Origin of the sequence: Cytobacillus sp. (assembly GCF_032154635.1) — a bacterium.
Taxonomy (GTDB): Bacteria; Bacillota; Bacilli; order Bacillales; family Cytobacillaceae; genus Cytobacillus.
In genome coordinates this window covers 1-17579 of the sequence record NZ_JALDXW010000059.1, presented here as the reverse complement: position 1 = coordinate 17579, position 17579 = coordinate 1, and the positions used below count along the sequence as shown (strand labels likewise).

The 17579-nt window shown below is 35.1% G+C and carries 15 protein-coding genes and 1 pseudogene; 12 read left to right on the top strand and 4 right to left on the bottom strand.

From position 1 onward, the window contains the following. A pseudogene (locus RUH74_RS22690) lies at window positions 1-194 on the bottom strand (hypothetical protein); the annotation flags it as partial. A gap of 96 nt (window positions 195-290) precedes the next feature. Between RUH74_RS22690 and RUH74_RS22685 the strand changes: the two are divergent. The 4 genes from RUH74_RS22685 (at window position 291) to RUH74_RS22670 (ending at window position 4778) form a co-directional block, all read left to right on the top strand. Next, a complete protein-coding gene (locus RUH74_RS22685) occupies window positions 291-977 on the top strand; it encodes a response regulator transcription factor (RefSeq protein WP_313804672.1) in 687 nt (228 codons plus the stop codon). A 1-nt stretch (window position 978) separates the two neighbouring features. After that, the gene (locus RUH74_RS22680; RefSeq protein WP_313804669.1) at window positions 979-2052 is read left to right on the top strand and encodes a sensor histidine kinase; all 1074 of its coding nucleotides are present in this window, start codon (window positions 979-981) and stop codon (window positions 2050-2052) included. Between the two features lie 156 nt (window positions 2053-2208). Then, window positions 2209-2895, top strand: coding sequence for a response regulator transcription factor (locus tag RUH74_RS22675; protein WP_313804667.1), 687 nt, complete (start codon window positions 2209-2211; stop codon window positions 2893-2895). Then, a complete protein-coding gene (locus tag RUH74_RS22670) occupies window positions 2892-4778 on the top strand; it encodes a HAMP domain-containing sensor histidine kinase (protein ID WP_313804665.1) in 1887 nt (628 codons plus the stop codon). Before RUH74_RS22675 ends, RUH74_RS22670 begins: the two co-directional genes overlap by 4 nt. Before the next feature lie 78 nt (window positions 4779-4856). Here RUH74_RS22670 and RUH74_RS22665 read toward each other — a convergent pair whose 3' ends face one another. Then, window positions 4857-6014: a VanZ family protein gene (locus RUH74_RS22665; protein WP_313804663.1), complete on the bottom strand. Its 1158-nt coding sequence runs from the start codon at window positions 6012-6014 to the stop codon at window positions 4857-4859. 332 nt (window positions 6015-6346) lie between these two features. Here RUH74_RS22665 and RUH74_RS22660 point away from each other — a divergent pair, with 332 nt between their 5' ends. From RUH74_RS22660 to RUH74_RS22640, 5 genes are all read left to right on the top strand, one after another. After that, a complete protein-coding gene (locus RUH74_RS22660; RefSeq protein WP_313804661.1) occupies window positions 6347-7324 on the top strand; it encodes a phosphotransferase in 978 nt (325 codons plus the stop codon). Between the two features lie 267 nt (window positions 7325-7591). Continuing rightward, window positions 7592-8077, top strand: coding sequence for an HIT family protein (locus RUH74_RS22655; RefSeq protein ID WP_313804659.1), 486 nt, complete (start codon window positions 7592-7594; stop codon window positions 8075-8077). Between the two features lie 120 nt (window positions 8078-8197). Then, window positions 8198-8671 carry a GNAT family N-acetyltransferase gene (locus RUH74_RS22650; RefSeq protein WP_313804656.1) on the top strand — a complete coding sequence of 158 codons (474 nt, stop codon included), beginning with the start codon at window positions 8198-8200 and terminating at the stop codon, window positions 8669-8671. A 412-nt stretch (window positions 8672-9083) separates the two neighbouring features. Beyond that, on the top strand, window positions 9084-10139 hold the full coding sequence (locus RUH74_RS22645; protein ID WP_313804653.1) for a Cfr family 23S rRNA (adenine(2503)-C(8))-methyltransferase: 1056 nt from the start codon (window positions 9084-9086) through the stop codon (window positions 10137-10139). A 476-nt stretch (window positions 10140-10615) separates the two neighbouring features. Beyond that, a complete protein-coding gene (locus tag RUH74_RS22640) occupies window positions 10616-12094 on the top strand; it encodes an Lsa family ABC-F type ribosomal protection protein (RefSeq protein WP_313804650.1) in 1479 nt (492 codons plus the stop codon). Window positions 12095-12186: 92 nt separating this feature from the next. Here the strand turns inward: RUH74_RS22640 and RUH74_RS22635 are convergent, their stop codons facing one another. Further along, the gene (locus RUH74_RS22635) at window positions 12187-12957 is read right to left on the bottom strand and encodes an alpha/beta fold hydrolase (protein WP_313804647.1); all 771 of its coding nucleotides are present in this window, start codon (window positions 12955-12957) and stop codon (window positions 12187-12189) included. A gap of 367 nt (window positions 12958-13324) precedes the next feature. After that, a complete protein-coding gene (locus tag RUH74_RS22630) occupies window positions 13325-14278 on the bottom strand; it encodes a DMT family transporter (RefSeq protein ID WP_313804644.1) in 954 nt (317 codons plus the stop codon). Between the two features lie 106 nt (window positions 14279-14384). Between RUH74_RS22630 and RUH74_RS22625 the strand changes: the two genes are divergently transcribed. The 3 genes from RUH74_RS22625 (at window position 14385) to RUH74_RS22615 (ending at window position 17275) form a co-directional block, all read left to right on the top strand. Beyond that, the gene (locus RUH74_RS22625) at window positions 14385-15272 is read left to right on the top strand and encodes an AraC family transcriptional regulator (RefSeq protein WP_313804641.1); all 888 of its coding nucleotides are present in this window, start codon (window positions 14385-14387) and stop codon (window positions 15270-15272) included. A gap of 197 nt (window positions 15273-15469) precedes the next feature. Beyond that, entirely contained in the window at window positions 15470-16465 is a 996-nt protein-coding gene (locus tag RUH74_RS22620; RefSeq protein ID WP_313804638.1) for a helix-turn-helix domain-containing protein, read from the top strand. Window positions 16466-16480: 15 nt separating this feature from the next. Beyond that, window positions 16481-17275, top strand: coding sequence for an SDR family NAD(P)-dependent oxidoreductase (locus RUH74_RS22615; RefSeq protein WP_313804635.1), 795 nt, complete (start codon window positions 16481-16483; stop codon window positions 17273-17275). Window positions 17276-17579: the final 304 nt, after the last annotated feature.

Here is a 17579-nt window from a genome sequence, read left to right as displayed (position 1 = left end):
CAAAACAATGCACCAAATGGAAAAAATGAGAAACTTTGATTTTCTAACCCCATACGTAAAACCTCCCTTAAAGTAATTAAATTGTGAATTGGAAACATTGCACATAAATGCTGATCATTCAACAATGTCAGAATAACCTTTGAATGTCTCAAACGAGGGGATAAAACAATCACAAAATAATCACAATCCATCATAAAACGTTATCTTTATTGAAAAAATGATAAACTAAAATCAAATATGAATGGGTAGGTTCGTTTCTAGAGCGTGTCATTTGAGAAAGGCGGATTTTCGTGAAGGAAGTACATACGATTCTAGTTGTTGACGATGATAAAAGTATTGTCGAGCTATTGAGGGATTTCTTAGAACATGAAGGGTTTGATGTGAAAACTGCTTATGACACTTCACAGGCACTAGCCGTGTTAAAGCAGAGTACCATTCATTGCATTATCCTTGATATTATGATGCCGGGACAAAATGGATTTGAATTATGCCGGCAGATTCGCATGAAAAGCAACGTACCGATCCTTTTTTTGAGTGCTTTAAGTGAGGATGTAGACAAGATTCGCGGCCTGGCACTTGGTGGAGACGATTATATAGTCAAAACCGCTTCACCGGGTGAGATCGTTGCAAGAGTGAAGGCTGTATTGCGGCGCTCCAATTCTCAGCAAGAATTTAAGAGGAAGGTCTTGGATTATGGACGTCTCTCGCTGGATTTGTCGACAAGAGAAGTGTTTGTAGAAGGGCAGCCTATCTCACTCACACCGAGAGAGTATGATTTGCTGCAATTGTTCGCGGAACATCCCAAATATGTCTTTTCATACGACCAATTACTTGGAAAATTTTGGGAAGGCATTGGAGACAAGCATACGATTCGTGTTCATCTGAGCCGACTTCGGGAGAAAATTGAGGCAGATCCGAATGATCCGCAATTTATAGTTAATGTTTGGGGCATCGGCTATCGTTTCAAAGGAGAATAAGATGAAAACCATTCGCATTCGTAAGTTCACCATTCTCTGCTTATTGATTATCTTGCTTTTCCCATGGCTATTTTATGTAGGCGCGCATTTTCTTGAAACAAAATCGCTTAATCTTGGAGTTCAAGCCCATTCAAGAATGACTCAAATAATGGCTGTAGTTGCTGGTCTGCTATTTGCATTTTTGCTTGTTGCCTATGCCATTCGAAGATATATTCTCATTCCTTTGGAAAAAATGAGTCTAAGCGCTCGGCAGATTGCAGAAGGAGATTTGGATATCCTGTTACCTTCATCGCGGATTTCAGAAATTACTGAAGTCCAGGAAGGATTTAATGTTATGGTACACGGTCTAAATGAGTCTTTTCAGAAACAGGTAGAATGGGAAGAGGAACGGAGATTTGTGATTGCTGCTATCGCACATGATTTACGAACGCCACTATTCGCCTTACGCGGTTATCTGGACGGTTTGGAGCAAGGCATTGCAGATTCACCTGAAAAGCAAGAAAAGTATCTGCAGGTTTGTAAGGAAAAGTCTGCACAATTGGATCGACTTGTAGAGGACCTTTTCACATTTACAAAGACCGAAATGATGGAGAGGGAATTCAAAGAAAATACGGTTGACCTTTCATATGTTTTACAGAAGTCGATTGACAGCGTTCGTCCGCTAGCTCATCAAAAATTCATATCTATCATCGTGAAACAATTTGGTGAACCATGTGCAGTCATTGGCGATTCGCACTTATTGGAGCGAGCCATGAACAATTTATTGGATAATGCGGTCAAGTTTACACCTCCCCATGGGAAGATATTTGTAGAATGCTATAAAAACGGCACCAATGTGTTCTTTACTATTAAAGATACAGGCGAGGGTTTCTCATCAGAGGAGCTTCAACGTGTTTTTGAACCATTATACCGAGGGGAAGCATCGAGAAATCGTTCAACTGGGGGAGCCGGGCTCGGATTAACTATTTCAAAAAGAGTCATTACGCAACACGGAGGTGAACTTGCCGCAGGGAATCTTTCAGACGGTGGTGCACTTTTGAGCGGCTGGTTGCCTTTGGCAAATAAGTCTCTTTAGGAATCTTGTTTAACTGATTTCTTTTGTCTAGCGAACGAGCGGAGAACATCATAAATAATAATAAATGGTACTAAGTTAGCTTTCTTTATCTCATCTTTACATCGCTATGATATTCTTTCATTGGTACGAACCATTTAGATCATGTGAGGGAGAAATATGAAAAAAACGATATTAATTGTAGAAGATGAAGATATTTTACGTGAAATCGTTAAAGATTATTTATTGAATGAAGGATATGAAGTATTGGAAGCAGTAAACGGACATGAAGCTTTAGCTAAATTTGAAGAACATGAAGTACATTTAATTATTTTGGACATTATGTTGCCAGAGTTAGATGGATGGTCTGTTTGCAGACGAATTCGCAAATCATCTAATGTGTCTATTATTATGTTAACAGCCCGTGCGGATGAAGATGATACGTTACTTGGTTTTGAATTAGGCGCTGATGATTATGTGACAAAACCGTACAGTCCGCCAATTTTATTGGCAAGGGTAAAAAGATTAATTAATAGTCGATATGCTTCTGCAGGTCAGTTATCTAATGAAGATACCATCATTCATAACGATATCCATGTCCATTTCCCTTCACGTACCGTGACGGTAAAAGGAGAGAATATTAATTTGACATATACCGAATTTGAAATATTAACCTATTTAATGCAAAATCAAGGGATAATTATTACGAGAGAAAAACTGATAACTAAAATTTGGGGGTATGAATTTGCTGGTGATGATCGTACAGTCAATAGTCATATCCGAAATTTACGTCATAAATTAGGTGAAAAAGCAAATTGTATTGTAACTGTTATTCGAGCTGGTTATAAATTTGAGGGCAAAGCATGAAAATAGGAATTGTATCAAAATTATTTATGCTGACAACATTATTATGCATGCTCATTTTGGCGATTATTTATATTGGACAAACCATATTTTTTAAACAATATTATGCAAACCAAAAGGTTAATGAAATTGAAGCTGGTATTCAATCTTTTAAGAAAGAGTATGTAAAGGCAGGAGAAGATGTACCAGCAATTCAAAAACTTCAACAGGATTTTTACCAAGAAAATACGACGTGGATTACAACACTAGATAGTGTAGGAAATATTAGATATGCTAATGATTTTTCTGTAAAAGTTCATGTAGCTAAGTCCACAAACGAGGCTTTCTTTGATCGTGTAATGAACATCCCTTTGTATAGCTTCATTGGTTTAGAAGATATAGAAAGGGAGAAGTTTAATTTAGAACAGGGAAATCGTATTATGATTGATGGGATAATTAAAGATGATACGGTCGTTCCTGTTTTGATAACGGCAGAAAACGGGAATTTTCTATTAGAGAATAAACGGTTATCAGAAAATCTATATGGCAAAAGAACGGAAACAGAACCTTCTTTAGAAGGCAGCGATCAATCTTCAATAGATAGATGGAGAAAAAACTTTGAAGAGAAAGGGGCAGAAGGTTTAAAGGATACAAGTAATACTTTAACAGCAGAAGAACTGAAGAAATTGAATATATATTTATCAGGAGAAATAAAAGAATTACAATTACCAGAGGGGACGCTAAGTTCAAACATATATACAAATCGTGTGTTTGTCGAAAGAATAAAACAGTTTCAATCAAACCTGCTGTTTAGTGGAAATCATAATGCCGATGCTGAAATAATGGACTATGAGGAAAATAATATTAATTACAAAATATTTATTAGCCCCATAAAAGATACAACTGGTAAAACAACTTATATTTTTGCTATGACATCATTACAACCAGTTGATGAAGCAGTACAAATGGTAGGAGATTATTATATATACTTAATTGTATTTGTTCTGCTTCTTGTTGTTCTGGCATCATTTTATTATTCAAAAAAGATCGCAAAACCATTACTGACAATAAATGATACGACAAACAAGATTGCAAACTTGGATTTTTCAGAGACCATACCGATTACATCAAAAGATGAAATTGGTACGTTATCTCACAATATTAATACACTTTCCAACACTTTGCATTCATATATTAATCAGCTGCAACAAGATATAGAGAAAGAAAAACAATTAGAAAATACACGTAAAGAATTTATTTCAGGTGTATCACATGAATTAAAAACGCCTTTAAGTATTATGAAGAGCTGCATTTCCATTCTAGAGGATGGTGTTGCCAGTCATAAAAAGGATTATTATTTTAAGGCAATGACGAAAGAAGTAGATAAAATGGATAGGCTCATAGTTGATATGCTCGAATTAGCAAAGTTTGAGTCTGGAACGTACAAAATGAAAATGGAAGTCTTCTATATTGACCAGGTCATAGAGTATATATGTGAGCAATTAGCTATAGACATAACTAATAAGAACATACATGTGCATAAGCAGCTAACAAATAGTATCGTTGTTGCCAATCAACACCGTATTGAACAAGTTCTCACAAATTTTATTACCAACGCCATTCGTTACACACCAGAACATAAAGGTATTCTGATTTCTGCGATAGAAGAAAATGATCGTGTAAAAGTATGTGTGGAAAATGAAGGGACGCATATATCTGAGGAACATTTAGAGAAAATTTGGGATCGATTTTATCGTGGAGATACATCTCGTCAGCGTTCGAAAGGCGGAACAGGATTGGGGCTTGCTATTTCAAAGAACATATTAGAGCTGCATGATGCGGAATATGGTGTAGTGAATACAGAAGATGGAGTACTGTTTTTTTTCTACTTAAACAAAAAAATGTAGAGAAAGATTGATAGAATGTTACATTTATTACTCCATTTGCTCTAAAAGAGGTAGATAAAAAAGGAAGCAAATCCTGTTTTAAGAATTTGCTTCCTTTTTTCTTGGGAGAATTTCTGCAGCATAGTCAAAGTAGAAGGTACGTTTCCCTTTTTTAAACATGACGGAAACGGCATGAATGGATAAAGTCAGCCACATGATGCTAACAAACGTGAAGATGGCCACCGTTACCCACACATGAATAGCGTAATAGTGAGATTCCATGTCTAATTTAATGTGAGTGAGAAGTGGGAATAACATAGATGCCAACCAAGGTAAATATAAGGCAACGGTTCTTTTTAACAAGGTTTGCCATGAAGGGGCATCTCCTTCCAAATTTGAAAGTTTAAATCGCATCATGCTAGTTCCGATAGTTTTTCCTCCCCATAGAAGGGGGAAAACAAAATACACCACCATAAAGCCCGCTGTTGTATACACCATTTCTATGAATCCACTTGAGGTTAGCAGTCCGACTGTGAAAGTAAACGTCAATTTAATGAAATAATAATCTATAAGTACAGCAAGTAATTGCGACAGCGGCGGTACGAGATGGCTCTTCTGCATTTTTTCTGCTTTCGCCAATAATTTTTCCTGAGAAGGAAATAAAGCCAGTATGACTGGCGCTACAAGGAAACCAAAGAGCGCGCCTGTGCTATTTAACATTAGATCGTCAACATCAAATAAACGATAGGGGCATGTGTAAATTCCGTAAATTCCAGTAACTTGTGTTAGTTCGTAAAAGAGGGACAGGGCAAATCCTAAAGCTAATGCCCTTTTCCAATATCGTTTTTTTGGGAAAAAGTATCTCAAATATACTCCAAAAGGAAGCAATAACAGAAAATTAAATGCCGCCTGCCAAAAAGCACTTTGATTGAATATCTGAATATATGACCGCGGTTGTGACCAAATAATTGAACCGCTTTTTAAAGTATCTCGTATAAAGGTGAATGGTTTTAATGAATAATAAATCGTATTTGGTGATTGAAAAGCGCAAGTATTCCTAGTTGACGGTAGCGGCAAGAGAACTAAAAATAGTGCTGATAACATATAGAAAATAAATGAGTAAACAACAACGGAAGCCCAAAAACTAAAATAGCCATACTTTCTATAGCTATATACCAGCCAAGGGATAACAAGCAGAAAACCTAATACACCAAACATAATGAAGGCGGTCATAATTGGTGTGATATATACAGACATCCATATACCTCCTTTTGTTCTTCTATACGTTGAATCGATGTAAAAAGCAGACGAGTTGCACTGAATAACGCATCTTGTCTGCCTTATTATTGTTTAATTGTATAGAAGACATTCATCGTGTAATTAATTCCAAATGGATGTGGAAACACAAGTATTATTCTTGTTTCTGTTTAAGGTGGAAGATATGATTAATAAATTTAATAGTTGATTAAAAAGATGGTATAAAATTGGTTTTTTATACCATCTTTTAATGTTGTTGAGTATACTGAATGAAAGAATATTTTCGATACTCTTACTTTAAGAAAAGGATTGAAAAATTAAGGAGGTTACAAATGAAAGAAGCTACCTTTCCAATTAGGAATTTATTAAAATCCTTTTGGGATATTGATGTGAATAGATTAAATGTAGTGAGAGATTCGGATAATAAATTAGCCGAAATTGTTGGTACTGACGGTAATGTCTATATCTTAAAAGGTGAAAATAATATATGTGAGAAAGTAAATCGAATATGTGAATTTGCTAATGAACTAAAGTCTATCCTACCAGTCTCTACTTATATTAAAACAATAAATTCAACTTATGCAGTTGAGCATGAAGAAATAATCTATACATTGGAATTTAAATTACCAGGGATAACACTTGAACATGTAACAGATCAACATATTAATGAAATCGGCAAAGCCTTAGGAAAAATGCATCGTTTTTCACTAGAACATGCTTACAAATTAAATCAAGCGACATCTTGGTCTATGTTCGGTGGAAATAAAACAGATAACATTGGGGATTATGATGAAAATGAAATAAGCTTTTTGGATTTTGAAAAAGCATTTTCTAAAGAAATTCAAATGGCTGAAATTAAAACTCTGTACATGCAGCATCGAAGTAAGTTAGAAAAAATGTGGCCTTATTTGCCAAAAGCAGCGACGCAAGGAGATTTTTGTCACTACAATATGGTGTTTAATGAAAAAGAACATATTGTTGGAATCTTTGATTTTAATTTGGCTGGTGATGAAGTGTTAATCAACGAATGTATAGCTGTAGGAATCTATTTAAGCTGGCATGTTAAGTACATAGGTGAGAAAAAATCTTCAATGAGATTTGAACAATTTATTAAAAATTATACCGAGGAGAGAACATTTAATGAATTAGAAATGCAATCAATCCCTTCGTTATTTGCCATTATACGTGCATTTCGTTTTGATCGTGTAGAAGATGGCATAAATGATTCATTAAATAAAACCACTTTTCTGAATGATACATTGAACATATTAAAGGATAAATATAAATTCATTTATGAGGGCAATTGTTAAAGATTCGTTCGCCGAAAATTAAACACCTTTATTCCCTAAAAAAATCATAGAGTGAAATTAAACAACTTTATTATCACTATACAATCTGGATGGAAATATAATTGAAATCTATACAATGCTGGTGAGTGATGAATAATAAATGTGTCTTAATTTTTCTTTTTGTATGTGTAATTGCCTATGTAATGCTAGGGGATGTTTATGATAGATTTCACTTTAAACGGGTAGGATGATTGAATAACATTAATATGATATTTGGGGGAAACGTCATTGAGAAAAATTACATTATCTGATGGAAAAACAGTAGAAGTTGAATGTTTAAGTTGTGCGTTGACAAGTGGACTTATTGAGCCAGAAGGCGGTGTAGTGGTTGAAACCGAATATTTTCATGCACATCAGGATGTTGCATATCCAATAAGGGGGTTAATAATTGTAGCCTCAAAACGTCATATAAAATGTTTGGATGAACTAACAGAAGAAGAAAGATATGACTATATAAACATTCTTTCAAAGATTAGAAAGTTTCAAAGAGAGATTCTAGATATCGAATACGTTTATTATTTTTACAATGAAGATACAACCCATCATTTTCATACTTGGATGGTTCCCCACTATGAATGGATGTACGAATTTGGACGTTCGGTAGAGTCTGTAAGACCTGTTCTTCTTCATGCGAGAAACAACATGAACAGTGAAGAAAATACGAAAGAAGTAATGAGTGCAATTCATGCCTTAACTGAAGCATTAAGAAGCTAGCTTACTCAATAAGCGGAAGAATAGCGCTTTCTTATTAAAATAAAGCATATAGGGAATACTAAAAATTTGCTTTAAAGTTAATATTCGTTTAAATAGATTTTCACAAAAAGGGAGATTAATATGGAAATTCGTTTAGTTAAAGGTTCAGATTACTATATAATTTCACCTCTAATCAATGAGTGGTGGGGAGGCAGGGATATGTCTGATAAGTTACCGAAATTATTCTTCGACCATTTTACACAAACAAGTTTCATTGCAGAAAAGGATGGTAAACTTGTAGGTTTTCTAATAGGATTCCTTTCTCAAACTCATTCAAATGAGGCATATATTCATTTCGTTGGAGTTCATCCTGAATACAGAAAGCATAATATTGGAAAACATTTATACAATAAATTTTTTAATGCGGTAAAGCGAAATAATCGAAATATAGTCCGTTGTGTAACGTCACCAGTCAATAAAGGTTCGATTGCCTACCATACGAGGATGGGTTTTGAAATTGAAGATGGAGATAAAATGGTTGATGATCTGTCAATAAATATAGACTATGACGGACCAAATCAAGACAGAGTTTTATTTGTAAAAAAATTAGATTAAATTTTAATTTCTTATTGAACGAACAACAATTCATTCGATTTCCACTTTACATATACTTACTTTTATGTTAGATTACTCAATAATAAATTTGACAAAGGGAGGTGCAAGCGATGTTAACTGTTTTTAGAATTTTGTTTGGGAAAAATGCAAAAATTGGTAATGAATTAGCATACAAAGGGAGTAGTCTGTCCTTTTTTATGCTATACAACCATATAAAAAACAGTTATCGGAGCATTGCATCTATGACAAAATACAAATAAATGCCTTAATTTATTTGTGTACAATTTGCTATTAATGTCTAGCACCGATAATTTGATCGGTGCTTTTTGTGTTCTTCTTTAACTTAAAGGATAGATAAACTCCCTTCTATTTACTCATAAATGATTAGAGAGTCATATGGAAGGTGAGAAACATGCAATTAAGACAAAAGAATAAATATAGAAGAATAGAAGAATTTTTAAGGGAACGTAATTGCCCAAATTTTAGAATGAAACAACTATTGAATGCTATTTTTAAAGAAAGAATAGATAAATTCAATGATATGAATGTACTTCCAAAATCGCTAAGAGAACTTTTAGTTAAAGAATTTGGGGAAACTATTTTAGATGTTGTTCCTTTAAAGGAACAGCATTCTGAGCAAGTCACGAAAGTTTTGTTTGGAATTTCGGGAGATGAAAAAATAGAAACAGTTAATATGAAATATAGAGCTGGGTGGGAATCATTTTGTATATCTTCTCAGTGCGGATGTAGTTTTGGATGTAAATTTTGTGCAACAGGTGACATTGGATTAAAAAGGAATTTGACATCAGATGAAATGACTGACCAAATTCTTCATTTTCACTTACTAGGTCATTCCATTGATAGTATTTCTTTTATGGGGATGGGAGAAGCATTATCAAATGTACAGGTTTTCGATGCCTTAGACGTACTTACCGATCCTACGCTGTTTGCTTTAAGCCCTCGTAGAATCTCTATTTCAACTATCGGTATTATACCCAGCATTAAAAAAATGACTCAGAATTATCCGCAAGTTAACTTGACGTTTTCATTACATTCCCCATTTAATGAGCAACGAAGTAAGTTGATGCCAATTAATATTCGTTATCCCTTATTAGATGTGTTGGATACTTTAGATGAGCATATACGAATAACATCGAGAAAAGTTTACATCGCTTATATTATGTTGCCTGGTGTAAATGATTCAATTAATCATGCTAAAAAGGTAGTGAGTCTTTTAAAAGGCCGATATAAATCTGGGAGTCTATATCATGTCAATTTAATCAGATATAACCGTACCGTTCGTTCCCCTTTCAGGTTTGCTGAAGTGGACGAAAGCCGTGTTGTTCATTTTTATAAAGAATTAAAAGCATCAGGGCTCAATGTGACGATTAGAAGTCAATTTGGAATGGATATAGATGCTGCTTGCGGTCAATTGTATGCAAATTATCAAGAGAGCAACAAGCAGTAATTTGAGGGGATATTACAAAGCAGATGGCCAGGAGGTTAAAGGAATATATTACAAAATTGTATTTTATAAAAAAAATTGTTACTATTATAGTATAAATGTGAAAGGACTGATGGATGAACGATGATTAACTAATCTATATTTTATTTAACACGAATACGTTCGTACTTTAAAATATAGGATTCGTCTATTCATTTTTATAAATCAGTTTACGCATGATTAAATTTGAGTGTATGTCTAATCCTTCCCATTAAAAATGGGAGGATTTTTTTGATTCTAACACAGATAAGATCCATATCTTTACCTAATTTCTACTAAGTAAAGGAGAGAATAAAATGAGTACAGATACGATTGTTACACATGTAATACTCCGTATAAGTCGTTTTTATCCATCAAACTTATACGGAGATATTTAATTAGATGGGTGGACCGACTTTGTATAAACGTAATACGTGTTGATATACAAAGGAGGAATGATTATGTCAATGATAAAAGTTCAAGACTTAACGTTTTCTTACCCAGGTAGTTTTGACAATATTTTTGAAGGTGTAAACTTTCAAATAGATACAGATTGGAAACTTGGATTTATCGGCAGGAATGGACGAGGCAAGACTACATTTTTTAATTTATTATTAGGGAAATATGAGTACAGCGGGAATATTATTTCTTCGGTAGAATTTAATTATTTCCCCTATCCAATTTCGGATAAAGACAAGTATACACATGAAATCTTTGAAGAAATTTGTCCCCAAGCAGAAGATTGGGAATTTCTTCGTGAAATATCCTATCTAAATGTTGATGCTGAGGTTATGTACCGGCCATTTAAAATATTATCAAATGGAGAACAAACAAAGGTGCTGCTCGCTGCACTATTTTTGAATGAGGGTCAATTTTTATTAATTGATGAGCCAACCAATCATCTAGACACTGATGCTCGGAAAGTGGTCTCTGATTATCTGCGTAAGAAAAAAGGGTTTATATTAATTTCACATGACAGAATATTTTTAGATGGATGCGTTGACCATATCTTATCTATAAATAGAGCAAATATTGAAGTGCAAAGTGGCAACTATTCTTCTTGGAAGTTAAATTTTGATAGACAGCAAGAACATGAAGAGGCAGCAAATCAGCGTCTGCAAAAAGACATTGGGAGATTAAAACAATCTTCAAAGCGATCAGCTGGTTGGTCTAGTCAAGTGGAAGCATCTAAAAACGGGACAACAAATTCGGGTTCTAAGCTGGATAAGGGGTTTGTAGGGCATAAAGCGGCAAAGATGATGAAAAGAGCAAAGAACCTTGAATCAAGGCAACAAAAAGCGATTGAGGAAAAGTCAAAGTTGCTAAAAAATGTCGAAAAAACCGAGTCATTAAAATTAGAACCATTGGAATTTCAGGCAAATGAATGGGTTGTTTTGACTGATGTGTCTGTTATGTACGATGGCCATATAGTGAATAAGCCAATTAGCTTTAACGTTAAACATGGTGACCGAATTGTACTTGATGGAAAAAATGGAAGCGGAAAGAGTAGTATTCTAAAACTAATTCAGGGATATCCCATACAGCATACAGGCACAATCCATTTAGGTTCAGGTCTCATTATTTCCTATGTCCAACAAGATACTTCTCATTTGAAGGGACTGTTATCGGACTTTATTGAAATGCATGAGATTGATGAAACGTTATTTAAATCTATTCTACGAAAGATGGACTTTGACCGGATACAATTTGAGAAAGATATATCTCAATATTCCGGCGGCCAAAAGAAAAAGCTGCTTATCGCGAAAAGTTTATGTGAAAAAGCTCATGTATATATTTGGGATGAACCGTTAAATTTTATTGATATTTATTCTCGCATGCAGATTGAGGAGCTAATTCAAAGATTTAACCCCACAATGGTTATTGTTGAGCATGATCAGCTATTTCAGCAAACCGTTGCAACAAAAACGATATCAATGTAGGTGAATTTGAAGAGTCGAGTCTTCTGTTACGGACGCTTTTCTGAAATATGGAAAGCGTCTTTTCATGAAAAGGAACTGCATTGTTAAATGTTTTAAAATAAATTCTTAATAAAATTATTAATCACTTCATTTAATTTTGTTGCTGCTTTCGTAGGGATTTGGTGTTTTTCGTTTTCTAAGTACAACAATTGGTTATTAGGCAGCTTTTCATGTAAGATTTGAGCATATTTATGAAAGGATTTATCTTTCATACCATATACAAGTAAAACAGGTAAATCAATACGTTGAAGTTTTGCAGTACAATTATATTGTAAGCTATAACGGTAATATTGCTTGATATTCTCAGCAAACCCATGGGATGCTTCTTTGTACATCTTCCTAAAAATGCTTCTACTATCAGAATTCCCCCACGTAATGGCAAGCGACAGAAAAGGCATTGTTTTTGTTTTGGCAATTTTTACTGCTAAAGATATTCTCTGCTTTAAAATCAAATCGTCCACTTCTGACATCCCGCTAATAATAATGCCGCCTAATGCTCTGCTAGAATGATTCAACAAATATTCTAATACGATAGAACCTCCTGTCGAATACCCACAAATAAACGCCTTATCTATTCCTAAATCATCTAAAAGAAAGAGGATATCTTCAACAATTAAGGAGTATGTAATAGACTGTTTCGAATACCCGCTCCTGCCATGTCCTCTGATATCAAAAGTAATAATTTGATATTTCTTAGATAACTCTTCTACTTGATAAATAAAATTTGCACTTGTAAGTAATGGTGGGTGAATAAAAACGATCGGACCCCCACTGCCCTGTACATTATAGTATAAACTGGTTTCTCTTATATCTAACTCAGGCAACCTGTATTCACCTCATCAATTTAAAATCAATCTAAATTACCCATTTTGAAGCTTTATTAACTTTACAATTAGCCACCTAATGATTAGACCTATAGTCACATAATAAAAAAATGAATAAATATATTTCCATTTAACATATTGGACAAGGCCCTTCTAGACTATTTACAGTTTCTAAATTTTCATATCTATTCATAATTATTCCAACCTCAGTAGCTCTTTAGAATGTAGGGTACCAATTAAATACGAAATTATGTAAAAGAAACAAAAGGGAGGTCCTGTATTAATGTAATAGTCGTCCATAGGGGAAAACGAGGAAAAAGAAAATTGGATTTTTAAAAAAATTAAGGCATTAAAAAGCCTTATAGAATCAGCTAATTCTATAAGACCTTTTATATTTTTGAGGCTGCGTTGTCTTTGATGCAGTCTTTTTTTTCAAAGCGAGTAAGAATATCATCCCAATGATACAGGCTGTACCGATCCACTGAAAAAATCCGAAAGGTTCTTTTAACCAAAAGACTGTTGTTAGAACAGCAGCTAGAGGTTCTATACTACCTAAAAGGCTTGTTTCTTTAGGTGAAAGACTTTGTAAACTTTCTATATAAAACCAGAATGCAATCATTGTACCGAATAGGATCACGAATACTATGTATAAATAGGCTTCTACTGGTAAGCTTGAAAAGTCCATTTGCCAAGGCGGATGAATAAAGCTTAATGCAAAACCACCGATCAACATCGCCCAGCCAACTATGACAAGGGAATCGTATTGCTCAAGGAGAGGAATTGCGTATAAGGTGTAAAATGCTAATGCTAGTCCAGATAATACACCCCAAACGATTGCAGGTGCCGGGACTGATAGGCCAGAGATTGAACCGTTTGTTAATAAGAAAAAGCAGCCACTTAAAGCAAGCGAAACAGTTAACAAATCTCGTCGAGTTAGAACAGCTTGTTTACGTAAAATTAGGTAAATGATAATCATGACAGGTGCTAAGTATTGTAATAGTGTCGCAACCGCAGCATTTCCATATTTAATGGATGCCATATATGTGTATTGAACCGCCAGCATGCCTAGTAACCCGAAAATAATTAGTTGAGCAGCTGCCCTTTTATTTTTCCATACACCCAAAATTTGAGAACGATCTTTCCAAAAAAATTGAACGGTTAAAAGTAAAAAACCAGCTGTGAGCAATCGTGTTGTTACGAGCCAATTTACATCGATTGCGTATTGTTGAAAGAGCTTTTGTGAAACTGTACCACCAACACCCCAAAATATCGCTCCTGTAATTACGAGGAATAATCCTGTTCTTCTAGTAGGTTTATTCATGATCGATTCTCCTTCTTAAATATAATAATATTGTTATAATAAGTGAGAAATTGTTCAAATAATACTTAAATCGAATGAAAAAATATAAATATATTGAGGTGGTTACTTGCAAATAAAAAATTTTATGGTTAATCAAAGTTTAAAAGAACTGACCCAACATCGTACACTTGACTTACCGATTGCATGCTATGAAACCACGATTAATCAAAATATACATGGGTATATCCCACTCCATTGGCATGAGGAAATTCAGTTTGTTCTGATTGTAAAAGGGGAAGCCAGCTTTCAAATAAATGAAGAGAAGATAATAGTAGGAAAAGGAGACGGGCTATTTATAAATAGTGGATGCCTGCACTTGGCAGAAGAAAGGAATCAATCGGGCTGTGTCTATATTTGTTTAAATGTATCCCCCCATTTCGTTTTGTCACAAGAACTTTACCCAACCTATGTAACTCCTTATATTCAAGCAACTAATTTACCTTACGTTTTTGTAAATGGAAATGAGCCTTGGGGAGAAAACATAGTAGACGCCCTTTTAAAAATCAAACAGTTGATAGAACAAAAACCGCAGTATTTTGAAATGGATATAACGATGCAACTAACGATAATATGGAAAAATTTAATCTTTAATGGTTTTCAACCAGAATACGTACAGACGGAAATAGTAAAGAGTGAACGAATGAAGCAAATGCTAAGTTGGATACACCAACATTATGCTGAGAAGATCATGTTAGAGGATATTGCGAGAGCTGGCGGGTTGAGTCGATCTGAATGCTGTCGATACTTCAAGCAAATTTTAAAAACAACCCCATTCAATTACGTTATGGATTATCGTATCCAAAAAAGTCTAATTCTTTTGCAGCAACCGGAGACCAATGTTACTGAAGTTGCCTATCAAGTTGGTTTTAATAGTACAAGCTATTTTATTGAGAAATTTCGACATTCATTGAACATGACACCATTAGCATATAAAAAATATAAAATAAAATCCTGAAACTAAGTTTTATAGGCGAATTTCTTGTTGATAATTAGAGAGGTTTAATTCGACGTAGTTGGCAAGTAAAATGTCGCCATTTGCTAGTTAAAAGATGGCCTTAGACAGGTAGAATACTATCTGTCCCATCAGTTAGGAAGAACGCAATCACAACCAAATAAAGTGAATGTACAGATAGCTAAAGGAGGGCAAATAGGATGTCTCTTACTCGTATAAAATTCCCTGCTGGATTTTGGACAGGACTACATCAATTGGGGATATCTCCACACGACGTTGTTCGAAAGGCACGACTGCCGCTCACCATTATTACGGAACCTGCTGTTTCCACCTCCCAATATTTTGCGATCTGGGAGGCGTATTCCGATCTTATCGATGACATTGCCAAAGGAATTATCAAGCTTACGACCGTCTTTGAGACAGCGCATTACCCACCGTCCGTATTAGCAACTTACCATGCTCGTGACTACCGCGACGCTTTAAAGCGAATGGCCCGCTATAAACAATTGTGTCCTCCTGAAAGCTTGCGTATCACCGAGGAAGGGAAGTACTGTACAATCGAACTGGACTGGCAGTATACCGAACAGCCTGGTCCGCCGATGCTCGTAGGGATCACACTGGCATTTCTTCTGGAGCTAGGGCGCCGGGGCACAGGTAAGCCATTGACGGCTAAGTTAGTCGAATTTTCACAGCCAATGGGCGATATACAGATACTTGAAACTTACTTCGGCTGTCGTATCCGGATCGGCGGAAATTGTAACCGGCTGACACTGCATCGAGGAGACCTAGATCGCCCCTTCGTCTCGTACAACGCGGAGTTACTGGAGATACTGACGCCCGTATTGGACAAAACGTTGGATGAGCATCGGACCCATTCAATCACCGAGATGGTTAAGTGGATATTGAAACGAAACTTACCTGCTGGGCGCCCGGACATTCAGATGGTCGCGAGCGAGTTAGGGATGAGTGACCGGACCTTACAGCGCCGTCTTACTGATGAAGGGACAAGCTTTAAGCATTTACTAACACAAGTTCGACATGAGCTGGCACGAGATTATTTGGTAGACCCCTCGCTTGATATTAAAGAAGTAGCATTCTTGATTGGATATGAAGATCAGAACTCGTTCTACCGTGCCTTCCGTCTTTGGGAGGGAGATACTCCTTCAAATTGGCGTACACAACATATAGGAAATTAAAAGGAGAAATGTAAGATGGATATGGGATTAAGCAATAAAACAGCTTTAGTTACAGGATCTACGAAAGGAATCGGTAAAGCCATTGCAATTGAACTTGCCAAAGAAGGTGTGAATGTACTCATTAATGGACGAAACGATGAAGAGGTAGAAAGAACGGTCAATGAAATAAAATCAGATTTCCCAGCTACCAATCCTCAAAATGCTACAGCCGATCTTGTTGATATTCAACAAAGAGAAGCGTTATTTGAAAAATATCCGACTATTGATATTTTAGTTAACAATATGGGCATTTATGAAATCATGCAATATGACGACGTTGACGATGAAGTATGGGAAAAATACTTCCGTACCAATGTTCTTGCAGCAAATGGATTATCAAAATTCTATTTACCTAAAATGATGAAAAATGACTACGGTCGCATAATCTTTATTGCAAGTGAGGAAGCCCTAATGCCTTCAGGACAGATGCCTCAATATTGCATGACAAAATCAATGCTCTTATCTTTGTCAAAAAGCTTATCTAAATTAACAATAGGAAAAGAAGTTACAGTCAATACGATCATGCCAGGACCAACACTCTCGGAAAATGTGCAACAAATAATTGAGAGTGTATACCCTAATGAAGATATGACTTTTGCACAAAAAGAGAAAGAATTTATGACTACAAACTTACCTCAGTCAGAAATACAGCGATTCATCAAGCCTATTGAAATAGGCAGACTAGCTGCATTTGTATGCAGTCCTTATGCATCTGCATTTAAAGGATCTCCAATCCGTATGGATGGGGGAATGATACCGACTATTTTTTAATATTTCTATCATATAAGTCGGTACTATTTGTGGATAAAGTTAAAGAAGTTATAAGAAGGTTGAAGGGATTATGTAACAATTCAATAAATTGGCGCGTTTATTTAAAAACGCGTCTTTTTTTATGTATAGGATCATATTCTAAAAACCTTCATGTTTATAAAGAGAAAGATTGTACGAATGATATTTTAATTAAACATCCTACTAAATCAAACGTCTGGTTCGGATGAGAGGAAATTAGATGCTCTTACCTGAAAAGTAAAAGCTATTACTTTTCTCTTTATCTATAATTATAGAACGTGGGAAT